Raw genomic sequence first — 18,906 nt, 5'->3', positions numbered from 1 at the left:
AGGGAAGAGGGGCGGTATATGCGCTGGATCTGCAAGACGCTCGGAGTGATCTTGAGCATTTCCGTCGTCGGCATCACCGATGTTCAGGCGACATCCAGCGAACCTGCTTTCCCGCGCTTCACCCAGACGGAGGGCAAGCATGATGCCGATGGGCTTCCGCTGTCCGGGGTGAAACTCTGCGTGCTTCCTGACCGTGCGCCGTGCTTCGAGATGCCGCCGGCTCCTGTTTCCGGTTCGTCAAAGGAGCTATATCAGTTCGGACTGAATCCACGATCCGAACGGTTGCCGCTTTCATCGGGCGGTTCCTGGGTTTTCTTCTCGGGGATGTTCTCGGGCGGTGGCAGCGGGATGCTGGAGCGCGTAGCCGTACTGCGTTATGGCGCGAACGGAAAGATCGAGAATCTGATGCCGGAAGTCACCGAAACAGAGATGGCCGATCGCGCGATGTGGAAGGTGCCGGACGTTTCGCCCTATCCGCTGTTCGTTCGGGCCGACTATGTCTGGGGCAAGGACGAGAGTCATTTCGAAAAGCACTTTTTCGAAGTCGACGCGTGGGCGTTCGATCCCGCAACCAGTCAGTACAAAAAGCGGTTTTCCTACCGGACAACCAGGCGCTACGACAGGGGCGAGGGCGCGGATCGTGTGCTGAGCGCCGAACGCACGGAAATACTGCGACGCCTCACCGCCGGCAAGTAGCCTGCCGCAGGTGCGTCGAATATCCATCGAGATGCATGACTGTTTTCGGCGGGACGGCAGCCTTATCGCCGCGCTTCCCCATACGTCTCCTTGCACACCTCGCGCAACGCGTCGACGAGCAAATCCCGCGCCGGCGAGCGCGAATCAGAGGAGCGGGTAAACAGCGCAATCGGCGGAAGCGTCCACACCAGCGAGTAAGGCACGATCGCCACGCCGGCAATCCGCACCAGTTCCTCCGCGATATCGGCCGGCACGATCGATACGGCCTCGTCGCTCGACGCGATCATTTCGCCGATCAGCTTGGACGAGTAACTTTCGACGATCGGAACGGGCGGCGGGATGCCGGCTGACAGAAACAGGTCGGTCACCTGTTCCCTCATCGGCGTATGCGGCGCGCCGAGAATCCAGTCCAGCGCGTGCAGCTTGTGCCAGTCCAGCGTCGTGCGAGCCAGTTTCGCGGCAAGACGCCGGCTCGCGATCATGCGCGGCTGCTGCTGGTACAGCACCTCGAACGAAACCTGGCCCAGATCGACCGCCGACGACGCGCGCCCGATCACGATGTCGACGCTGTGGTCCTTGAGCTGCAGCAGGAGCTGATCGCTGGTGCCTTCGTGAATCGTCACGGTCAGGCGCCGCTCCATGCGCGATTGCAGCCGCTTCAGCGCCGCCGACAGCATCTGGCCGGAGATGAACGGAATCACGCCGATGTGCAGATGGGCCGCGTGCCCGGCGGCGACGGCCTCCATTTCTCGGGCGAGGTGGTCGAGATCCTTGATCATCGCCTTCGCCCGCTCGAGCACGACCGCGCCGAGCGCGGTCGGCCGCATGCCGCGCGACGAGCGCTCGAAGAGCGGCGTGCCGAACATGCTCTCCAGCTCGGACAGCGCGTTCGTCACGGCGGGCTGGCTGCTGGCCATGTGCTCCGCGACGCGCGTCAGCGACCCGTGCTGCTGGATCTGCAGCAACAGCACCAGATGCCGGATCTTCAGACGCGCGCCAAGCCGCCTGACCACATCGTTCGCGTCGAATGTCATTGGCTGGCCACGCACCCATCATGAAAAAGTGATGGACCGATATTAAAACAGAATCATCTCCTTATGGCAAAACCCTAGAATCACCTTCATGGATCGCGCCGGGACTGGCCTGGCGCCCGTGCCCGGACCGAAAAACATGAAACAGACAGAGACACAACAGCAGGCGGCGTTCGACTATCACGAGTTTCCGACCCCGGGGAAGATCTCGGTCGTCGCCAGCAAGCCGCTCGTGACCCAGCGCGATCTCGCGCTGGCTTACACCCCGGGCGTGGCGGGGGTGTGCGAGGCGATCGCGGCCGATCCGTTGCAGGCGCACCGCTTCACGAGCCGCGGCAACCTGGTGGGCGTGATCACGAACGGCACCGCGGTGCTCGGTCTGGGAAACATCGGCCCGCTCGCATCGAAGCCGGTCATGGAAGGCAAAGCCGTCCTGTTCAAGAAGTTCGCGGGGATCGACGTCTTCGACATCGAGATCAATGAGACCGATCCGGACAAGCTGGTCGACATCATTGCCGGCCTCGAACCCACGTTCGGCGGCATCAATCTCGAGGACATCAAGGCGCCGGAGTGCTTCACGGTCGAGCAGAAGCTCCGCGAACGGATGAAGATTCCCGTCTTCCATGACGATCAGCACGGCACCGCCATCACCGTATCCGCGGCTTTCATCAACGGGCTGAAGGTCGTCGGGAAGTCGATTTCGGAGGTGAAGGTCGTGACGTCGGGGGCCGGTGCGGCCGCGCTGGCCTGCCTGGACCTGCTCGTCGACCTCGGGCTGCCGGTTGAAAACATCTGGGTGACCGATATCGAAGGCGTCGTCTATCGCGGCCGTACCACGCTGATGGACCCGGCGAAGTCGCGCTTTGCGCAGGAAACCGATGCGCGCAAGCTGTCCGAAGTCATCGGTGGTGCGGACGTGTTCCTGGGCCTGTCGGTCGGCGGCATTCTGAGCGCGGAGATGCTGAAGGAGATGGCGGCGCGTCCGCTGATTCTCGCGCTGGCCAACCCGACGCCGGAAATCTTCCCGGAACTGGCGCATGCGACGCGCGACGATGTCGTCATCGCGACGGGCCGCTCGGACTATCCGAACCAGGTCAACAACGTCCTCTGTTTTCCGTACATTTTCCGCGGCGCACTGGACGTGGGCGCGACGACGATCACCCGCGAAATGGAGATCGCCGCCGTTCACGCGATCGCGGGGCTTGCCGAGGAAGAGCAGAACGAGGTCGTTGCGGCAGCCTATGGTGCATACGACGTGGCGTTCGGTCCGCAATACCTGATTCCGAAGCCGTTCGATCCGCGCCTGATCGTTCGTATCGCACCGGCCGTGGCCAAGGCGGCGATGGAAGGCGGCGTCGCGACGCGCCCGCTGACGGATCTCGACGCGTATGTCGAGCAACTGCAGCAATTCGTGTACCACTCCGGCGCGTTCATGAAGCCGCTGTTCGCGACGGCGCGTCAGCTCGTGCGTGACGGCGGCAAGGCACGGATCGTCTTCACCGAAGGCGAAGACGAACGCGTGCTTCGCGCCGTGCAGGTGATCGTCGACGAGAAGCTGGCGCGTCCGATCCTGGTTGGGCGTCCGGAAGTGCTGCTTGCTCGGATCGAGCGGTTTGGTCTGCGTCTTCGACTCGGTCAGGATGTCGAAGTGACCAATCCGGAATATGACGAGCGATTCCCGCAGTACTGGACGACGTATTGGGAACTGCGGTGCCGGGATGGTATTTCGAAGGAGATGGCGCGCGTCGAAATGCGGCGTCGCCTGACCTTGATCGGCGCGATGATGGTGCGGCTCGGCGATGCGGACGGGATGATTTGCGGGACGGTTGGCGAGTATCACAATCACCTGCGGTTCGTCGACGAAGTGATCGGCAGGAAGCCCGGTGCTTCTACGTATGCGGCGATGAATATTCTGTTGCTCGATCAGCGGACGGTGGCGCTGGTGGATACGCACGTCAACGACAATCCCGATGGCGAACAGATCGCGGAATTCACGATTGCGGCGGCGCGGCAGATGGAATGGTTGAATCTCACGCCGAAGGCTGCGTTGCTTTCGCGGTCGAATTTTGGGTCAGGGAGTGCGGCTTCGGGGGTGAAGATGCGCCGGGCGCTGGAGATCGTCCGGGAGCAGGCGCCCGACATCGAGGCGGATGGCGAGATGCATGGCGACTGTGCGCTCGATGAAGGGTTGCGGTCGCGGCTGCTTCCGATGTCGCCGCTCAAGGGGGCCGCCAATCTGCTCGTTTGTCCGAACGTCGATGCGGGGAATATTGCGTACAACCTGCTCAAGACCGAGGCGGGCAGCAATGTGGCGGTGGGGCCGTTCTTGCTTGGCGTCAACGCGCCGGTGAACATCCTCACGTCAAGCTCGACCGTGCGGCGGATTGTGAATATGGCGGCGTTGACGGTGATTGAGGCGAATCGCAGTACTTCTGCCTGATTGATTGGCTCTTTCGGGAAGCCGACGTCGGAGCCGTACTGGGGCGAACGATGGTACCGGGTCGCGAGCGCCCGGTCGCGACCCGCCGCCAGGGCGGCGACGGTCCTCATCGAACTGTCGCGTCGGCGTGAAACCTCGCCGTCGCAGGGCGATGATCCTCGACAGCCGACGGAGTTCAGGCCGCTGCCGCCGGATGAAGCGAGTCGTGCTGATCGCCACCCAGGATATCGACAAGATCGGTCAACATCCGTGCCAATTCACCCGTCATCAGCGTGACATCCGAGTCGAAGCGTTCATCGTCGTTCTGCGCGGTGGGATCCGCCGCCTCCTTGATCACGTCGAGCGGCGTGACACGCTTGATCGTCAGCGACGGTGTCAGCACGAAGGAGATCCGGTCATTCCAGGTCATCGCGAGACGCATGCATTGTTTGCCAGCCTCGATGTGCCGGCGCATGTCGTTCGCTTCCAGCGCGTGGCCGACGTATCGCACCGTGGCGCCGCCTTCGCCGCTCGAGCGCAACTCGGCGTCCTGGTCCACGGTGAATCCGCCCGGCGCCTCGCCGGACAGCAGCCAATCCGTCATCGCGGCGACCGGCGAAAGCGCCACATGAACGCCGGCGAGCGGCAACTGATCGATCGATTTGACGAGCAGGCCGCGAACGTCGTCGGCAAGAGCCTGTGCAGCCGCATCGATGACGAGCCAGCCGTTCGCCGTATCGATCCACACGCGGGTATCGCGGCGAATGGTGAACGCGCGCGGCAGCAGTTCGTCGGTAACCTGCTCCTTGAGTTCGCGCAGCTGTTTTCGCCCCACCTTGAAGCCCTGCTGCTCCTCGACTTCAAGCGCCCGGGCCTTGGTCACCTGATTGACGACCGACGCCGGGAGCAGCTTCTTTTCGGCACGAAACACCAGCAGCATCTGCCGGTTGATCGAATACACGAGCGCGCCGTCGTCACGCGGCGACGCCCATCCGAGGCTCTGCATCTCGACGCTGTTGCCCGGCTGAAACGCGTAGGGCGCCAGCCATTTTTCCATCTGATCGAGGGTAACGGCCCAAGGTGCCGGAAGACGATGAAGCTGAAGATTTTTGAACCACATGGGAGTACGGGCAAAGCGCACCATTCTATATGACGGTGACGCTTCCCGGCCAGATTCGGTCACTCGACGTGACGGTCCAAATCGTTGACGGTTGTAGCGCCGCGTAGGTGGGCATTGCCCGCCAAATTGCACGGCATTTATCCAGGCAAAACGGTGACATCCATTTCAGTTCGGCTTTCCTCAAGCAGATCCCCCCATTTAATGACCAAACCGCAAGACCTAGTGCATAGATATCGTTTGCCGCGGCCTTAATGACTATCGACAATCGTGGCTCGAATTCGCCGCCGTGGCGCCAGAAGCACCGCGACGGCCGGCACCAGACGGCTATCCCGGCCGTCCGCGCCATCCAGCTCACGACGACATGTACGCGTTCACTCCCTCATTCCAGAATCCCGCCGGCTCGCCGATTCGCGAGTTGTTCAAGTACCTGTCCGAACCGGGCATGATTTCCTTCGCGGGCGGCTATCCGGCCAGCGACCTGTTCGACGTCGACGGCCTGAACACGGCCGCCGAACGCGCGTACGCGCAGCCCGTCCGCTGCCTGCAATACGGCCCGACCGACGGCCTCGCCGAACTGAAGCAGCAACTGATCGCGCTGATGGCGCGTCGCCGCGTCGCGTGCACGCCGGCCGAACTGCTCGTCACGACCGGCTCGCAGCAGGGCCTCGACCTGCTGCTGCGCGTGATGGTGTCGCCCGGTGACGTCGTGCTGACCGAACAACCGGCTTACCCGGCGACGCTGCAGGCGATGCGTCTGCAGCAGGCGCGCATCGTGACGATTCCGGTGGACGGCGAAGGCCTCGACGTCGACCGCCTCGCAGCACAGCTCGCGTCCGGCGCGATCGCACAGCCGAAGCTGCTCTACACCGTCCCGACCTTCGCGAACCCCACAGGTGCGACGCTCACGCGCGAACGCCGGCTGAAGCTGCTGCGCCTCGCGGTGCAATACCGTTTCCTGATCATCGAGGACGATCCGTACGGCGACCTGCGCTTCGCGGGCGAAGCCGTGCCGTCGATGCTTGCGCTCGCCGACGACGTGGACGGCGCGCGCGACTGGATCGTGCATTTCGCGAGCCTGTCGAAGATCGTCGCGCCGGGGCTGCGTGTGGGCTGGACGATCGCGCCGGCCGAGATCGCGCGGCGCTGCGTGATCGCGAAGCAGACGGTCGACCTGTGCAGCACGCCGTGGACGCAGGCGGCCGCCGCCGAATATCTGGCCGACGGCGCGCTCGAGCGCCATCTGCCACGCATCACGGCCGCGTACCAGCGCAAATGCGACGCGATGTGCGACGCGCTGTGCGACGGTTTCGGCGATGCGATCGAATTCCATCGCCCCGAAGGCGGGATGTTCGTGTGGGCGCGGATCGGCGCGGTGTCGTCGGACGTGCTGCTGCAACAGGCGATCGCAAACAAGATCGTGTTCGTACCCGGCAAGGCGTTCTTCGCGGACAACGTCGACGCGGCGTCGCTGCGCCTGTCGTTCGCCGCGCCGGACGTCGACGCGATCCGGGAAGGCGTGGCGCGCCTCGTGCGCGCGTATGGTGCGGCTCTGGCCGCGTGAGGAGACATGAACGTGAATATCACCGTCAACGACACCGTATCGATGGGCGTAGCGCCAGGCGCCGGCGATAACCGGCCGGTTGCGCATCGCTCGTCGCAGATCAGCGCCGGGCCGCAGTATGTGGCCGACGTGCTCGGCCGCTTCGGCGCGGAGCCGGCGAGCGATGCCGGCGATGCGGCACCGGTCGTACTCGGCTACAACTGAACGGCACCAAGGCGGCCGCATCGCACGCGAGCCGTTTCCGAAGCAAACGGTTAAGCTTGCGCGATCGACACACGTACGATTGCCGCCGCCCCTCATGTCCGACTCAATCTCCGAATCGCTCACCGAAACGTACGACCGCCTTTGGTCCTGCCTTGAATCCGGCGTCAGCGTGCAGCGCTCGCCGTTCACGATGCTGCAGGCGGCAACGCTCGGCCTCGATGGCGCGCCGAAGGTGCGCACGATCGTGTTGCGTCAGGTGAGCCGCGCCGATCGCGTGCTGTCGTTTCATACCGATGTGCGTTCGGAAAAAGTCGCGGAGTTGCGCCGCGATCCGCGTATCTCGATCGTCGCGAACGATCTCGATGCGCTCGTGCAGATTCGCGCGGAAGGCGTTGCGTCGATCTGTGACGATGAAGCGCAGCGGCGTGCGATCTGGCAATCGAGCCGTCCGCATACGCTGCTGTTGTATCGTGCGCCGTTGCCGCCCGGCACGCCGGTCGAGTCGCCTGAAGACGCGCATGTCTCGGCGAGCCAAGGCACCGCGCCCACCGGCGACGGCTACGAGAATTTTTGCCTGATCCACATGTCGGTCACACGGATCGACTGGCTCGAACTCGCGCGCACCGGCCATCGCCGAGCGGTATTCGAGCTGAACGAAAGCGGCTGCGAAGGCCGCTGGATCGCCCCCTGATCCGGACGAAGGCTGCTCAAGGCCGCCCGTCCGCCGCCGCCTGCCCGATCATCCAGTCGCGCATCACGGCGATCGCATCGTCGTCGCGCCGCTCGGCCGGATACACGAGATAGAACCCCACCGACAGCGGAAACGCGAAATCGAACGGCTTGCACAGCCGGCCTGCCGCGATATCGCGTTCGACCAAAGGATCGGTCGCGAGCGCAATCCCCTGGCCGGCGACGGCCGCATCGATTGCGAGCGACGTCTGGTTGAAGCGCAACCCCTTGTGCGGATCGATATCGACAGGCTCGGGCATCGCTTCAAGGAACTCGGGCCACAGGTCGTGCGCATCGTGCAGCAGCACATGGCCGGCGAGCGCACGCGGCGACGCGGGCGCGGCCAGCAGCGCGGGGCTGCACACGGCGCACACGTCGAGCGGGAACAGCGCATGCGCGGCGAGATGCTTGCCGAACGGCGGCTTGCCGTAGCGGATCGCGAGATCGACGCCGTCGTGGCGGAACGTCGCGAGTTGCGAGTCGGCGATCACGCGCACGTCGTAGTCGGGATGCGCATCGGTGAACCGCGCGAGCCGCGGGATCAGCCATTTCGACGCGAACGACGGCGTCGTGCTGATCGTCAGCGCGGCGCGCCGCTTCACGAGCTTGTCGGTTGCGTCTGCGATCGCGTGCAGCGCGCGCTGCACGTCGGAGAAATACGCGGTGCCGTCGTGCGTCAGCGCGAGGCCGCGCGGCAGGCGCTCGAACAGCCTCAGGCCGAGCACGTCCTCGAGGTGGCGCACCTGCTGCGCGACGGCGCCCTGCGTCACGCCGATCTCGTCGGCCGCGGCGCGAAAATTGAGGTGCCGCGCGGACACTTCGAACGCGCGAAGCGCATTCAGCGGCGGCAGGCGGGAAGGGCGGGGCGGCATCGTCAGGCTGTAGAAAAACTATCGGCTGGAGGCAGAAATACTGGTTCGACAGTCGTGTGTGATGCGCCTACATTACCACCATGGCGCGCCGAATGGCGGCTGCGCGACGGCAGGATTCGAACGAGGAGTGGATCGTGACTGTAGAAAAAGTGGCATTGATCACGGCGGCGGGCAAGGGCATGGGCGCGGCGATCGCGCGTGAACTGGCGGCAACGGGCTATCGCGTCGCGCTGATGTCGCCGTCGGGCAGCGCGGTGGCGCTCGGCGAGGAACTGGGCGGGTTCGGCATCCAGGGCTCGGTGACGGAAGAAGCCGATATCGACCGGCTCGTAAAGGAAACAGTCGCGCGCTACGGCCGGATCGACGCGGTCGTGAACAACACCGGGCATCCGCCGAAGGGCGAACTGCTGGCGATCACCGACGACAACTGGCACGCAGGGCTCGACCTGATCCTGCTGAACGTCGTGCGCGTGATGCGCCGCGTGACGCCGATCTTCCAGCAGCAGCGCGGCGGCGCGGTGGTCAACATCTCGAGCTTCGCGGCGGACGCGCCCGAGCAGCCGATGCCGGTGTCGTCGGCGCTGCGTGCGGCGCTGAGCGCGTGGACGCGTCTTTACGCGGAACGCTATGCGGCCGAGAACATCCGGATGAACGCGGTGCTGCCGGGCTTCATCGATAGCTGGCCGGAAACGCCGGAGATCGTCGCGCGCATTCCGGCCGGCCGCTTCGGCAAGACCGGCGAGATTGCGAAGACGGTCGCGTTCCTGCTGTCGGACGGTGCGGGCTACATCACCGGGCAGAACATTCGCGTCGACGGCGCGATCGTCAAGGCGCTCTGAGCGTCATGCCGGCGAGCGGCGGCGCGTGCCGCTCGCCGCGGATCGGCTACAAACAAACGCGTACAAATCAGACAAAGCGCGGCCCACAGATACAGGTTCTGCCCGCACGGCCGGTAGACTTCCGCGCCGAGACGGACGAGCGCATCGAGCGCAGTGCCGGTCGCGTGGCGCTGAGAGCCCATATGTGTTTTCACCTTATCCGGCTGACCGTCACGACGGATTGAGCGTGCGAAGACTCTCGACAGCGTCGTCCGCCATCCACAGCAGCGTGTTGAGGTACGTCTCGATGTGCACGACCAGCGCCTGGCGCGGACCTTCCCGCCATTCCTTGGAGTTGTAGAACGCCGCCTGCTCCGTCTCCAGGGACTGGCGGTCGGCATAAGCCCGCACGAGGCAGTAGCTCTCTTCTTCGTGGTCCGAATGGCCGTAGCACACGACATCCATGCCGCTTGCACGGATCATCGGAACGGCATGCTGGTGCATGGCCGCATGAAATGCGTGCAACGTTCCCGGCTTCAGGCGGTACGTACGGATTTCCAGCAATCGATTCATTTTCCGTCTCCTTTGCTTTCCGCATCGACGGCATCGGACTTTCCCCGGAGCCGGACGTCGCGCCGCAGGGCCTTGGCCGCCAGCATCTCGATTCCATCGTTGCGCAGCAAGCATCGGTCAGGCGCGATCCGCATTTGCGTTGGTTCGTGCTGTCGGCGGAGCAGCACGCTTTCGGGCCAGGAATCGATATTGTGTTGAACGAGGTCTCTATTGTAGATCGTTGGGTATTTCATTAACGAGGTGCCTGTCGATGCGTCCGGCGACTCGTGCCTGCTCGCGTTCAATACAGCCGTGCAGTTCATGGGCTGCTAGTCGCGGTGCCCAGCCGGCCCGCGATCGCCAGGCTGTTCTGACGCACGGGCGCAAGGACGCACGGAGGCCGCGTGTGCCGCGCGGCCCGCCGAAAACCGCCGTTTCCCGAGCGATTTTTGAATCGCCGTGTGTCGTGTTCGCACACAGATACGTTGCGATACAAAGCATCCGGATGGTTCGGATATAAAACCGGTGAAGCGTTTCACACGGCGGCGCGGTGCCATGCGCCGCCGTTGCGAACGGCGATATCCGTATGCCCGCACGTGCCGCGGGCCCCTTCCTTCGCAATCGACAATGGAGAACGAGTCATGCCCGATACCGTAAACACCCGCCGCCGCCTGATCCTGGGTACGACGCTGGCGAGCCTGAGCCTCGCCGACCTCGGGTTCGGCAACCTGGCGCGCGCGCAGTCGGCGCCCGATGCATCGACCGCGAAGCGCACGGCCGGCGTCGCGTCGCTGGGCACGATCCACCAGATCGACGCGGGCGTGCTCAACGTCGGGTATGCGGACCTCGGGCCGACGAACGGCCCCGTCGTGTTCCTGCTCCACGGCTGGCCGTACGACATTTACAGCTACGCGGAAGTCGCGCCGCTGCTGGTCGCGGCCGGTTATCGCGTGATCGTGCCGTACCTGCGCGGCTACGGATCGACGACGTTCCGCTCGGCCGATACGGTGCGCAACGGCCAGCAGGCGGTGACGGCCGTCGACATCGTCGCGCTGATGGATGCGCTGAAGATCGACCGCGCGGTGTTCGGCGGCTACGACTGGGGCGCACGCACGGCCGACACCGTCGCGGCACTGTGGCCGCAGCGCGTGAAGGCGCTGGTGTCGGTGAGCGGCTACCTGATCGGCAGCCAGGAGGCGAACCGCAAGCCGCTGCCGCCGCAGGCGGAACTTCAGTGGTGGTATCAGTTCTATTTCACGACCGAGCGCGGCGAGCTCGGCTACGCGGCGAATCGTGATGCGTTCAACAAGCTGATCTGGAAGCTCGCGTCGCCGAAGTGGCAGTTCTCCGACGAAACCTATGCGCGCACGGCCGCATCGTTCCAGAACCCCGACCACGTGGCCGTCGTGATCCACAACTATCGCTGGCGCCTCGGGCTCGCGAAGGGCGAAGCGCAATACGACGACATCGAGCGGCGGCTCGCCGCCGGGCCGGCGATTCCCGTGCCGACGATCACGATGGAAGGCGACGCGAACGGCGCGCCGCATCCGGACCCGGCCGCGTACGCGAAGAAATTCACGGGCAAGTACCAGCACCGGACGATTACCGGCGGCATCGGCCACAACCTGCCGCAGGAAGCGCCGCAGGCGTTTGCCGACGCGATCCTGCAAGTGGAGCATCTGTGACGACGGCACGCAGTGGCATCCTGCGTCGCGACATGGGCCGCGCGCTCGTTGCGGGCGCATTGCTGGCCGGTGCGCTGTCGGCGAGCGGTCCGGCCGCGTTCGCGCAACAGCCGAAACCGGCCGCGTCGCCGATCTACGGCGTGACGATCCCGCCCGGCTACCGGAAGTGGGAAATGGTCGCGCCGGCCGAAGAGGCCGCGCCGCTCGACGAACTGCGCGTGGTGCTCGGCAACCCCGTCGCGATCCGCGCGCTCGAACAGGCGACGCTGCCGTTTCCGGACGGCACGATCCTCGTGAAGCTCGCGTACAAGCGCAAGCAGTCCGACGAGTTCGCGCCGGCGACGGTGCCGGGCCGGGCGACGACCGTGCAGGTGATGGTGAAGGACTCGCGTCGTTATGCGTCGACGGGCGGCTGGGGTTTCGGGCGCTTCATCAACGGCGTGCCGGCCGATATCGGCCAGCACCGGACGTGCTTTGCCTGTCATCAGGCGCGTGTGAAGAACCATGACTACGTGTTCACGCGGCTCGCGCCGTGACGTGACTCGAAGCGACGGGTTGGACGGAAAGGCGTGCCGAGCGAGGCACGCCTTTTTTTCTGGTGCGCGTACGTGGGAGAACGCTGCGGCATGCGGGTTTGTATCGCACTGTATCCGAGGCCATTCCGGAAAAACTGGCATGCATAAAGCACCGGTTTCGGAAACATGCCGGATACGTGAGCGGGTTCTACTGTCGACATGCAGGAAACGTTCGATGCCAGACGTTTGCATCGGATGCCGAATGATTGAATGCCCCCTTCCTTTTAGGAGAACACTCATGAAAGCCACCCGACTCCTCGCTGTTGCCGTTCTCGCTGCCATCCCCGCATTGTCTTTCGCCGATGCCGGCCACGGCCTCACGCGTGCCGACGTGCGTGCCGAACTCGTCAGGCTGGAACAGGCCGGCTACAACCCGGCCCGCAGCGAGCCGCACTATCCGGACGACGTCGCGGCCGCATTGCAGGTGGTCCGCTCCGACCAGAACGGCCCGTCGAAATCACCGGGCGACAACGTCGCCGATGCGTCGCCCGCAGGCCATCGCGTTGCGGCGCAAGGGCGCTCCGCACGGAACGCCGCCGACGATCTCTATGCGCATTCGTGATCCGCGGCTGCCGTCGGTGCCGCTGTCATGCACACGCGGCGCGGCGGCATGCACAGGACTTCATTTCGAACAACACGACAGAAAGGAGCATGACAATGATTCGTTTCACGAAACGGGTTCTGGTATCCGCCGCAATGATCGGAGGACTGTTCGGTGTGGTCGCGGCGCAGGCCGCGCCGAAGGACGACCTGAAGGGCACGAACGTCGTGCTCGTGCACGGCGCGTTTGCCGACGGGTCGAGCTGGAACCGCGTGATTCCGCTGCTCGAGGCGCGCGGGCTGCACGTGGTGTCGGTTCAGAACCCGCTGAGCTCGCTCGCCGACGATGCGGCCGCGACGAAGCGCACGATCGACGAGCAGAAGGGGCCGGTCGTGCTGGTCGGCCATTCGTGGGCCGGCGTCGTGATCAGCGATGCGGGCAACGACGACAAGGTGAAGTCGCTCGTCTATGTCGCGGCGTTCGCGCCCGACAACGGCCAATCGATCGCCGACGTCACGCAAGGGCTGCCTGCACCGGCATGGGCCGGTGAGTTGCGCAAGGACGCAGGCGGTTTCACGCGGCTGTCGGACAAGGCGATCGCGCAGGATTTCGCGCCGGACCTGCCGCCTGCGCAGCAGCGCATCGTCGCAGCAACTCAGGGGCCGTGGTACGGTGGCTGCATTTCGGAGAAGGTTACGCAGGCCGCATGGCATGCGAAGCCGTCGTCGTTCGTCGTCGCGACGCAGGACCGGATGATCGATCCGAAGCTGCAGGAAGCGATGGCGAAGCAGATCGGCGCAACGGTCACGCGCGTGAACGGCAGCCATGTCGCGATGCTGAGCCAGCCGAAGGCCGTGGCCGACGCGATCATCGCGGCGGCGGAACGTGCGAAGCAGGATACGCAGTAAGCAGATGCGGCGCCGCTGCGTGGCGGCGGCGTTGCTTCTCGATGCGTGCGCGAGCGTGTCTTTCGTCGAGACGGTTCACTGCTGCAGGTTGATCTTCGCTATCGTTGTAGACACAACGTTATAACCCTCCGCTTCATTCGTTCGGGTCCCGTTCGGCGACCCACTCACCTTTCAGCTCCGGCAGCGACGCGCTCAAGCGTCAGGCAGCACGCATACCGCCCGGCGCCTTTCATCGGCATTACCTTCCGCCACGCAGCAATCCGTCCGATCGCGCCTGTCCGTCGTTGCATTTCTCGCGGTGCTGATTAGGAAATGAATTTTTATTGGTTCTGCTTGCCTGTTCGCGCTCGCATAGTGGCGCTGACGGCTATAGACAGCACGCAAGCTGCAACGGCCGCATTCCCGGTGTTTTTGATCATACGAATCTGCGAAAACAAGGAAGTGTCATGACGGTTGCATTGGAAGAACGAACCGCTGCGCAGCAGGCGCTCGAAGACGCCCGCGCGGCGGCCGCGTCGGCCGGCACGCCCTACGCGGGCGGCGTCGCGCCGGAAGCCGCATGGGCGCTGTTCTCGGCCGGCGACGCGTTGCTGGTGGACGTGCGCACGGCCGAAGAACGGAAATTCGTCGGCCACGTGCCGGCGTCGCTGCATGTGCCGTGGGCGACCGGCACGAGCCTGACGCGCAACCCGCGCTTCGTGCGCGAACTGGAAGCGAAGACCGGCAAGGACGCGGTGGTGCTGCTCCTGTGCCGCAGCGGCAACCGGTCCGCGCAGGCGGCCGAAGCCGCGACGAAGGGCGGCTTCACGCAGGTATTCAACGTGCTCGAAGGGTTCGAGGGCGACCTCGACGAAGGACAGCATCGCGGCGGCCATAACGGCTGGCGCTTTCGCGGCCTGCCGTGGGCGCAGGATTGATTTACGGCCGACAAGGGGAGAAGTGAGCATGGCCGCATTCGACATCGACGACATCGTTCAATCGTTGCAGACCGTCCGTCGCGCATGGCGCGAGAAGCAGCGTCGCTCGCTCGAACCGGGCGGGCGCGACCTGCCGGCGCGCGAGGCGCTCGCGCAGATCGTCGGCGCGCTGAAGGGCGTGCTGTTCCCGATGCGGCTCGGGCCGCCCGACCTGCGCCAGGAGAGCGAAAACTTCCATGTGGCCCATGCGCTCGACACGGCGCTGAATGCGCTGCTCGCGCAGGTAACGCTCGAGTTGCGTTATGCGGCGCGCCAGCGCAATGCCGACGGGGTGCCGATCGATAACGTCGACGAAGTCGCGTCGACGGCCGTACAGGCGTTCGCCGCGCGGCTGCCGGAGATTCGCAGGCTGCTTGACAGCGACGTGCTGGCCGCGTTCCACGGCGATCCGGCGGCGGGCAGCGTCGACGAGGTGCTGCTGTGCTACCCGGGCATCCTCGCGATGATCCACCACCGGCTCGCGCATGAGTTGTACCGGCTCGGCCTGCCGCTGCTCGCGCGGATCATCGCCGAGCAGGCGCATGCGGAGACGGGCATCGACATTCATCCGGGCGCGCGTATCGGCGCGGGCTTCTTCATCGACCACGGCACGGGTGTCGTGATCGGCGAGACCGCGATCATCGGCGAGCGCGTGCGCGTGTACCAGGCCGTCACGCTCGGCGCGAAGCGCTTCCCGCGCGATGCGGCCGGCCATCTGGAGAAAGGGCTCGCACGCCATCCGATCGTCGAGGACGACGTGGTGATCTACGCGGGCGCGACGATTCTCGGCCGCGTGACGATCGGGCGCGGCGCGGTGATCGGCGGCAACGTGTGGCTCACGCAGGACGTGCCGGCCGGCGAGAACGTCACGCAGGCCGTGCTGCGCAGCGAAGCGAACGCCGCGCCGCGCGCGGCGGCGCGTGTTGCCTAGGAGGCGCGATGAGCGACCTCATCCATCACTTCGGCGCCAACGTGCGCAAGCTGCGCGAAGCGCGCACGTGGTCGCAGGAGCAGCTCGCCGAGCATGCGGGGCTGAACCGCTCGTATGTCGGCGAGATCGAGCGCGGCGAGGCGATCGCGTCGATCGTCACGGCCGACAAGATCGCGCGCGCGTTCGACGTGTCGATCTCGACGTTGCTGCCGGGCGCATACGTCACCTGAGGCCGCTCCGCCCCGTTTCGTTTCCCTTTCGGTTGCGCGCGACCTGACGGCTATAGCATGTTGAGCCGGCAGGTGCGTGCTTCCGATAATCACCGAGCGTCATAAGCAATCCCGTTTTTCATCTTAAGAACCCGGAGCCACACATGTCGACCGTTGCAAGCGGCACGGCCGCGCTGAGCGATCACGCCGCCCGCCAACTAGCGAACGCTACCAAGACCGTCCCGCAGCTTTCCACGATCACGCCTCGCTGGCTGACCCATCTGCTGCAGTGGGTGCCGGTCGAGGCCGGCATCTACCGCCTGAACCAGGTGAAGAACCCGGAAGCCGTGCGCGCCGCATGCACGCAGCTCGAGGACGAAAGCGTGCTGCCGCAGACCTTCGTGCCGTACGAGGAGCAGCCGCGCGAGTACTTCCTGAACGCGGTGAGCACGGTGCTCGACGTGCATACGCGGATCTCCGATCTTTACAGCAGTCCTCACGACCAGATCAAGGAACAGCTGCGCCTGACGATCGAGACGATCAAGGAGCTGCAGGAAAGCCAGCTGATCAACAACCCCGACTACGGGCTGCTCGCGAACGTGACCGACGAACAGCGGATCTTCCCGCTGACGGGCGCGCCGACGCCGGACGATCTCGACGAGCTGCTGACGAAGGTGTGGAAGGAGCCCGCGTTCTTCCTCACGCACCCGCTCGCGATCGCCGCGTTCGGCCGCGAATGCACGCGGCGCGGCGTGCCGCCGCCGACGGTCAGCCTGTTCGGCTCGCAGTTCCTCACGTGGCGCGGCATTCCGCTGATCCCGTCGGACAAGGTGCCGGTCGCGGACGGCAAGACCAAGATCCTGCTGCTGCGCGTCGGCGACAAGCGGCAGGGCGTCGTCGGCCTCTATCAGCCGGGCGTCGCGGGCGAGCAGGGGCCGGGCCTGTCGGTGCGCTTCATGGGGATCAACAACCAGGCGATCGCGTCGTACCTGATCTCGCTGTATTGCTCGCTCGCGGTCCATTCCCCGGACGCGCTGGCTGTCCTCGATGACGTCGAAATCGCCAAGTTCCATGACTATCCCGACACCTACCGTTAATCCCGGCCTGGCCGGCGGCGACGCGCACGCGTTGCCGCACGCATCGCTGCCGGCCGGCTTGCCCGACCCCGCGACGCTGGCGCGGCTCGCGTCCGAGTTCTTCGCGACGCCGCCCGGGCAGGCCACCGCGCCCGGGCTGTCGGCGGGCAGCGGCGCGGTCGGCGGCGTGCCGTCGGCGTTGCCGGCCGCCGCGCCGATCCTCGCGTCGGTGAGCAACCCGGCGCCGGGCGGCTCGCCGCTCGCGGGGCCGGGCGGCACGGGCACCGGTGTGCCGGGTCTCGCGTTGCCGCAGGGCAAGGCGCCCGGTACGAACCTCGCGCCGTCCGCGCCGACGCACGTGCTGTCGCTCGGCAATCGCGCGCCCGCGCTCGCGCCGCATGCTGCTGCGCAGAACGGGCTGCCCGACACCGTCGTGTCGATTGCGCCGGCGCTCGAGCCGCGCATCGGCGGCGCGGCGCTCGGCGTGCCGCAGGGGAATGCGGCGGCATCGGAGGGCGCGCCGAAGGCAGCACCGGCTGCGTCGCCGTACTATTTCACCGACGGTTCGCTGCAGGGCTGGCAGGCGACGCCGCAGGACATCGTCGTGCCGTCGAACGGCCTCGCGTCGCCGGAAGCGTTCGGGTTGCCGGGCGACGATGCGCTGCGCGACCTGCTCGCCGTGCATCGCGACGTGCCGGTCTCGCGCGCATCGGGCGCGGACGTGCAGCGTTACTTCATCGACGATACGCATGCAGCCGAGCCGCAAGGCCAGTTGTATCGGGGCGCCCACCCGCCGTTCGACGTGAACGCGATCCGCCGCGATTTCCCGATCCTGCAGGAGCGCGTGAACGGCAAGCAGTTGATCTGGTTCGACAACGCGGCGACGACGCACAAGCCGCAGGCCGTGATCGACCGCCTCGCGTATTTCTACGCACACGAGAACTCGAACATCCACCGTGCCGCGCATGCGCTGGCAGGCCGCGCGACGGATGCGTACGAGCATGCGCGGGAAACGGTGCAGCGCTTCATCGGCGCATCGTCGCCCGACGAGATCGTGTTCGTGCGCGGCACGACCGAGGCGATCAACCTGATCGCGAAGACGTGGGGCGTGCAGAACGTCGGCGAAGGCGACGAGATCGTCGTGTCGCATCTCGAGCATCACGCGAACATCGTGCCGTGGCAGCAGCTTGCCGCGCAGAAGGGCGCGAAGCTCCGCGTGATTCCGGTCGACGATTCGGGGCAGGTGCTGCTCGACGAATACCGGAAGCTGCTCAACGACCGCACGAGGATCGTGTCCGTCACGCAGGTGTCGAACGCGCTCGGCACGGTCGTGCCGGTGAAGGAGATCGTCGAGCTCGCGCATCGCGCGGGCGCGAAGGCGCTCGTCGACGGCGCGCAGTCGATCTCGCACATGCGCGTCGACGTGCAGGCGCTCGATGCGGATTTCTTCGTGTTCTCCGGGCACAAGATCTACGGGCCGACCGGGATCGGCGTCGTGTACGGCAAGCGCGCGATTCTCGACGACATGCCGCCATGGCAGGGCGGCGGCAACATGATCGCGGACGTCACGTTCGAGCGCACGGTGTTCCAGCCGCCGCCAAACCGGTTCGAGGCCGGCACCGGCAACATCGCGGATGCGGTGGGGCTCGGCGCGGCGCTCGACTACGTGAACCGAGTCGGCATCGAGAACATCGCTCGTTACGAGCACGACCTGCTCGCGTATGCGACGAGCGTGCTTGCGCCGGTGCCGGGCGTGCGGCTCGTCGGTACCGCGCGCGACAAGGCGAGCGTGCTGTCGTTCGTGCTGAAGGGTTATGAAACCGAGGAAGTCGGGCAGGCGCTGAACGAAGAGGGCATCGCAGTGCGTTCGGGGCATCACTGCGCGCAGCCGATCCTGCGGCGTTTCGGGCTCGAGGCAACGGTGCGGCCGTCGCTCGCGTTCTACAACACGTGCGACGAGGTCGATGCGCTCGTTCGCGTCGTGCGGCGTCTCGCGACACGGCGCTGACGTTGCTCGCTTGCG

General features: G+C 65.7%; 20 protein-coding genes. 15 read left to right on the top strand and 5 right to left on the bottom strand.

Features of this window, described 5'->3' with window-relative positions:
• Positions 1 to 45: 45 nt before the first annotated feature.
• Positions 46 to 696, top strand: a complete 651-nt coding sequence (locus JYG32_RS25800) for a hypothetical protein (protein WP_249744882.1) — start codon at positions 46 to 48, stop codon at positions 694 to 696.
• Positions 697 to 758: 62 nt separating this feature from the next.
• Here the strand turns inward: JYG32_RS25800 and JYG32_RS25795 are convergent, their stop codons facing one another.
• Positions 759 to 1,730: a LysR substrate-binding domain-containing protein gene (locus JYG32_RS25795; RefSeq protein WP_213265489.1), complete on the bottom strand. Its 972-nt coding sequence runs from the start codon at positions 1,728 to 1,730 to the stop codon at positions 759 to 761.
• Positions 1,731 to 1,866: 136 nt separating this feature from the next.
• Here JYG32_RS25795 and JYG32_RS25790 point away from each other — a divergent pair, with 136 nt between their 5' ends.
• On the top strand, positions 1,867 to 4,167 hold the full coding sequence (locus JYG32_RS25790; RefSeq protein WP_213265488.1) for an NADP-dependent malic enzyme: 2,301 nt from the start codon (positions 1,867 to 1,869) through the stop codon (positions 4,165 to 4,167).
• 175 nt (positions 4,168 to 4,342) lie between these two features.
• On the opposite strand, the gene JYG32_RS25785 is transcribed toward JYG32_RS25790, so the two are convergent.
• Positions 4,343 to 5,266 (bottom strand): recombination-associated protein RdgC, encoded by a 924-nt coding sequence (locus JYG32_RS25785; RefSeq protein WP_213265487.1) that lies wholly within the window; start codon positions 5,264 to 5,266, stop codon positions 4,343 to 4,345.
• A 361-nt stretch (positions 5,267 to 5,627) separates the two neighbouring features.
• Between JYG32_RS25785 and JYG32_RS25780 the strand changes: the two genes are divergently transcribed.
• The 3 genes from JYG32_RS25780 (at position 5,628) to JYG32_RS25770 (ending at position 7,722) form a co-directional block, all read left to right on the top strand.
• Positions 5,628 to 6,827, top strand: coding sequence for a PLP-dependent aminotransferase family protein (locus JYG32_RS25780; RefSeq protein WP_213265486.1), 1,200 nt, complete (start codon positions 5,628 to 5,630; stop codon positions 6,825 to 6,827).
• A gap of 12 nt (positions 6,828 to 6,839) precedes the next feature.
• Positions 6,840 to 7,031, top strand: a complete 192-nt coding sequence (locus tag JYG32_RS25775) for a hypothetical protein (protein WP_174378318.1) — start codon at positions 6,840 to 6,842, stop codon at positions 7,029 to 7,031.
• 94 nt (positions 7,032 to 7,125) lie between these two features.
• The gene (locus tag JYG32_RS25770; RefSeq protein ID WP_213265485.1) at positions 7,126 to 7,722 is read left to right on the top strand and encodes a pyridoxamine 5'-phosphate oxidase family protein; all 597 of its coding nucleotides are present in this window, start codon (positions 7,126 to 7,128) and stop codon (positions 7,720 to 7,722) included.
• A 16-nt stretch (positions 7,723 to 7,738) separates the two neighbouring features.
• Here JYG32_RS25770 and gcvA read toward each other — a convergent pair whose 3' ends face one another.
• Entirely contained in the window at positions 7,739 to 8,632 is an 894-nt protein-coding gene (gene gcvA / locus JYG32_RS25765) for a transcriptional regulator GcvA (RefSeq protein ID WP_213265484.1), read from the bottom strand.
• A 134-nt stretch (positions 8,633 to 8,766) separates the two neighbouring features.
• Here gcvA and JYG32_RS25760 point away from each other — a divergent pair, with 134 nt between their 5' ends.
• Positions 8,767 to 9,471 (top strand): SDR family oxidoreductase, encoded by a 705-nt coding sequence (locus JYG32_RS25760; protein ID WP_174378315.1) that lies wholly within the window; start codon positions 8,767 to 8,769, stop codon positions 9,469 to 9,471.
• A 210-nt stretch (positions 9,472 to 9,681) separates the two neighbouring features.
• Here the strand turns inward: JYG32_RS25760 and JYG32_RS25755 are convergent, their stop codons facing one another.
• A complete protein-coding gene (locus JYG32_RS25755; protein ID WP_174378314.1) occupies positions 9,682 to 10,023 on the bottom strand; it encodes an NIPSNAP family protein in 342 nt (113 codons plus the stop codon).
• Positions 10,020 to 10,256: a hypothetical protein gene (locus JYG32_RS25750; RefSeq protein ID WP_213265483.1), complete on the bottom strand. Its 237-nt coding sequence runs from the start codon at positions 10,254 to 10,256 to the stop codon at positions 10,020 to 10,022. The genes JYG32_RS25755 and JYG32_RS25750 overlap by 4 nt, the downstream gene beginning before the upstream one ends.
• 387 nt (positions 10,257 to 10,643) lie before the next feature.
• Between JYG32_RS25750 and JYG32_RS25745 the strand changes: the two genes are divergently transcribed.
• The 9 genes from JYG32_RS25745 (at position 10,644) to JYG32_RS25705 (ending at position 18,891) form a co-directional block, all read left to right on the top strand.
• On the top strand, positions 10,644 to 11,687 hold the full coding sequence (locus tag JYG32_RS25745) for an alpha/beta fold hydrolase (RefSeq protein ID WP_213265482.1): 1,044 nt from the start codon (positions 10,644 to 10,646) through the stop codon (positions 11,685 to 11,687).
• Positions 11,688 to 11,719: 32 nt separating this feature from the next.
• The gene (locus JYG32_RS25740) at positions 11,720 to 12,223 is read left to right on the top strand and encodes a cytochrome P460 family protein (protein ID WP_213267477.1); all 504 of its coding nucleotides are present in this window, start codon (positions 11,720 to 11,722) and stop codon (positions 12,221 to 12,223) included.
• A 277-nt stretch (positions 12,224 to 12,500) separates the two neighbouring features.
• The gene (locus JYG32_RS25735; protein ID WP_213265481.1) at positions 12,501 to 12,824 is read left to right on the top strand and encodes a DUF4148 domain-containing protein; all 324 of its coding nucleotides are present in this window, start codon (positions 12,501 to 12,503) and stop codon (positions 12,822 to 12,824) included.
• A gap of 95 nt (positions 12,825 to 12,919) precedes the next feature.
• Complete coding sequence (locus JYG32_RS25730; RefSeq protein WP_213267476.1) at positions 12,920 to 13,711, top strand: alpha/beta fold hydrolase; 792 nt, start codon at positions 12,920 to 12,922, stop codon at positions 13,709 to 13,711.
• 446 nt (positions 13,712 to 14,157) lie between these two features.
• Complete coding sequence (locus tag JYG32_RS25725) at positions 14,158 to 14,628, top strand: rhodanese-like domain-containing protein (protein ID WP_174378308.1); 471 nt, start codon at positions 14,158 to 14,160, stop codon at positions 14,626 to 14,628.
• A gap of 28 nt (positions 14,629 to 14,656) precedes the next feature.
• Positions 14,657 to 15,598 carry a serine O-acetyltransferase EpsC gene (epsC, locus tag JYG32_RS25720; RefSeq protein ID WP_174378307.1) on the top strand — a complete coding sequence of 314 codons (942 nt, stop codon included), beginning with the start codon at positions 14,657 to 14,659 and terminating at the stop codon, positions 15,596 to 15,598.
• A gap of 8 nt (positions 15,599 to 15,606) precedes the next feature.
• A complete protein-coding gene (locus JYG32_RS25715; protein WP_011356215.1) occupies positions 15,607 to 15,828 on the top strand; it encodes a helix-turn-helix domain-containing protein in 222 nt (73 codons plus the stop codon).
• A 143-nt stretch (positions 15,829 to 15,971) separates the two neighbouring features.
• Positions 15,972 to 16,904 carry a family 2A encapsulin nanocompartment shell protein gene (locus tag JYG32_RS25710; protein ID WP_006479760.1) on the top strand — a complete coding sequence of 311 codons (933 nt, stop codon included), beginning with the start codon at positions 15,972 to 15,974 and terminating at the stop codon, positions 16,902 to 16,904.
• The gene (locus JYG32_RS25705) at positions 16,879 to 18,891 is read left to right on the top strand and encodes a family 2A encapsulin nanocompartment cargo protein cysteine desulfurase (RefSeq protein ID WP_213265480.1); all 2,013 of its coding nucleotides are present in this window, start codon (positions 16,879 to 16,881) and stop codon (positions 18,889 to 18,891) included. Before JYG32_RS25710 ends, JYG32_RS25705 begins: the two co-directional genes overlap by 26 nt.
• Positions 18,892 to 18,906: the final 15 nt, after the last annotated feature.

The organism is Burkholderia pyrrocinia (assembly GCF_018417535.1).
Taxonomy (GTDB): Bacteria; Pseudomonadota; Gammaproteobacteria; order Burkholderiales; family Burkholderiaceae; genus Burkholderia; species Burkholderia pyrrocinia_E.
The sequence above is the reverse complement of the archived record's forward strand: the minus strand, read 5'-3'. Positions and strand labels throughout refer to the sequence as shown.

What these genes read in the sequence shown, in the direction of transcription:
- gcvA (WP_213265484.1), bottom strand. Translation starts at nt 8,632, where the DNA reads ATGCCGCCCCGCCCTTCCCGCCTGCCGCCGCTGAATGCGCTTCGCGCG.
- JYG32_RS25735 (WP_213265481.1), top strand. Translation starts at nt 12,501, where the DNA reads ATGAAAGCCACCCGACTCCTCGCTGTTGCCGTTCTCGCTGCCATCCCC.
- JYG32_RS25780 (WP_213265486.1), top strand. Translation starts at nt 5,628, where the DNA reads ATGTACGCGTTCACTCCCTCATTCCAGAATCCCGCCGGCTCGCCGATT.
- JYG32_RS25740 (WP_213267477.1), top strand. Translation starts at nt 11,720, where the DNA reads ATGGGCCGCGCGCTCGTTGCGGGCGCATTGCTGGCCGGTGCGCTGTCG.
- JYG32_RS25745 (WP_213265482.1), top strand. Translation starts at nt 10,644, where the DNA reads ATGCCCGATACCGTAAACACCCGCCGCCGCCTGATCCTGGGTACGACG.
- JYG32_RS25770 (WP_213265485.1), top strand. Translation starts at nt 7,126, where the DNA reads ATGTCCGACTCAATCTCCGAATCGCTCACCGAAACGTACGACCGCCTT.
- JYG32_RS25790 (WP_213265488.1), top strand. Translation starts at nt 1,867, where the DNA reads ATGAAACAGACAGAGACACAACAGCAGGCGGCGTTCGACTATCACGAG.
- JYG32_RS25730 (WP_213267476.1), top strand. Translation starts at nt 12,920, where the DNA reads ATGATTCGTTTCACGAAACGGGTTCTGGTATCCGCCGCAATGATCGGA.
- epsC (WP_174378307.1), top strand. Translation starts at nt 14,657, where the DNA reads ATGGCCGCATTCGACATCGACGACATCGTTCAATCGTTGCAGACCGTC.
- JYG32_RS25715 (WP_011356215.1), top strand. Translation starts at nt 15,607, where the DNA reads ATGAGCGACCTCATCCATCACTTCGGCGCCAACGTGCGCAAGCTGCGC.
- JYG32_RS25725 (WP_174378308.1), top strand. Translation starts at nt 14,158, where the DNA reads ATGACGGTTGCATTGGAAGAACGAACCGCTGCGCAGCAGGCGCTCGAA.
- JYG32_RS25755 (WP_174378314.1), bottom strand. Translation starts at nt 10,023, where the DNA reads ATGAATCGATTGCTGGAAATCCGTACGTACCGCCTGAAGCCGGGAACG.
- JYG32_RS25705 (WP_213265480.1), top strand. Translation starts at nt 16,879, where the DNA reads ATGACTATCCCGACACCTACCGTTAATCCCGGCCTGGCCGGCGGCGAC.
- JYG32_RS25750 (WP_213265483.1), bottom strand. Translation starts at nt 10,256, where the DNA reads ATGAAATACCCAACGATCTACAATAGAGACCTCGTTCAACACAATATC.
- JYG32_RS25710 (WP_006479760.1), top strand. Translation starts at nt 15,972, where the DNA reads ATGTCGACCGTTGCAAGCGGCACGGCCGCGCTGAGCGATCACGCCGCC.
- JYG32_RS25795 (WP_213265489.1), bottom strand. Translation starts at nt 1,730, where the DNA reads ATGACATTCGACGCGAACGATGTGGTCAGGCGGCTTGGCGCGCGTCTG.
- JYG32_RS25785 (WP_213265487.1), bottom strand. Translation starts at nt 5,266, where the DNA reads ATGTGGTTCAAAAATCTTCAGCTTCATCGTCTTCCGGCACCTTGGGCC.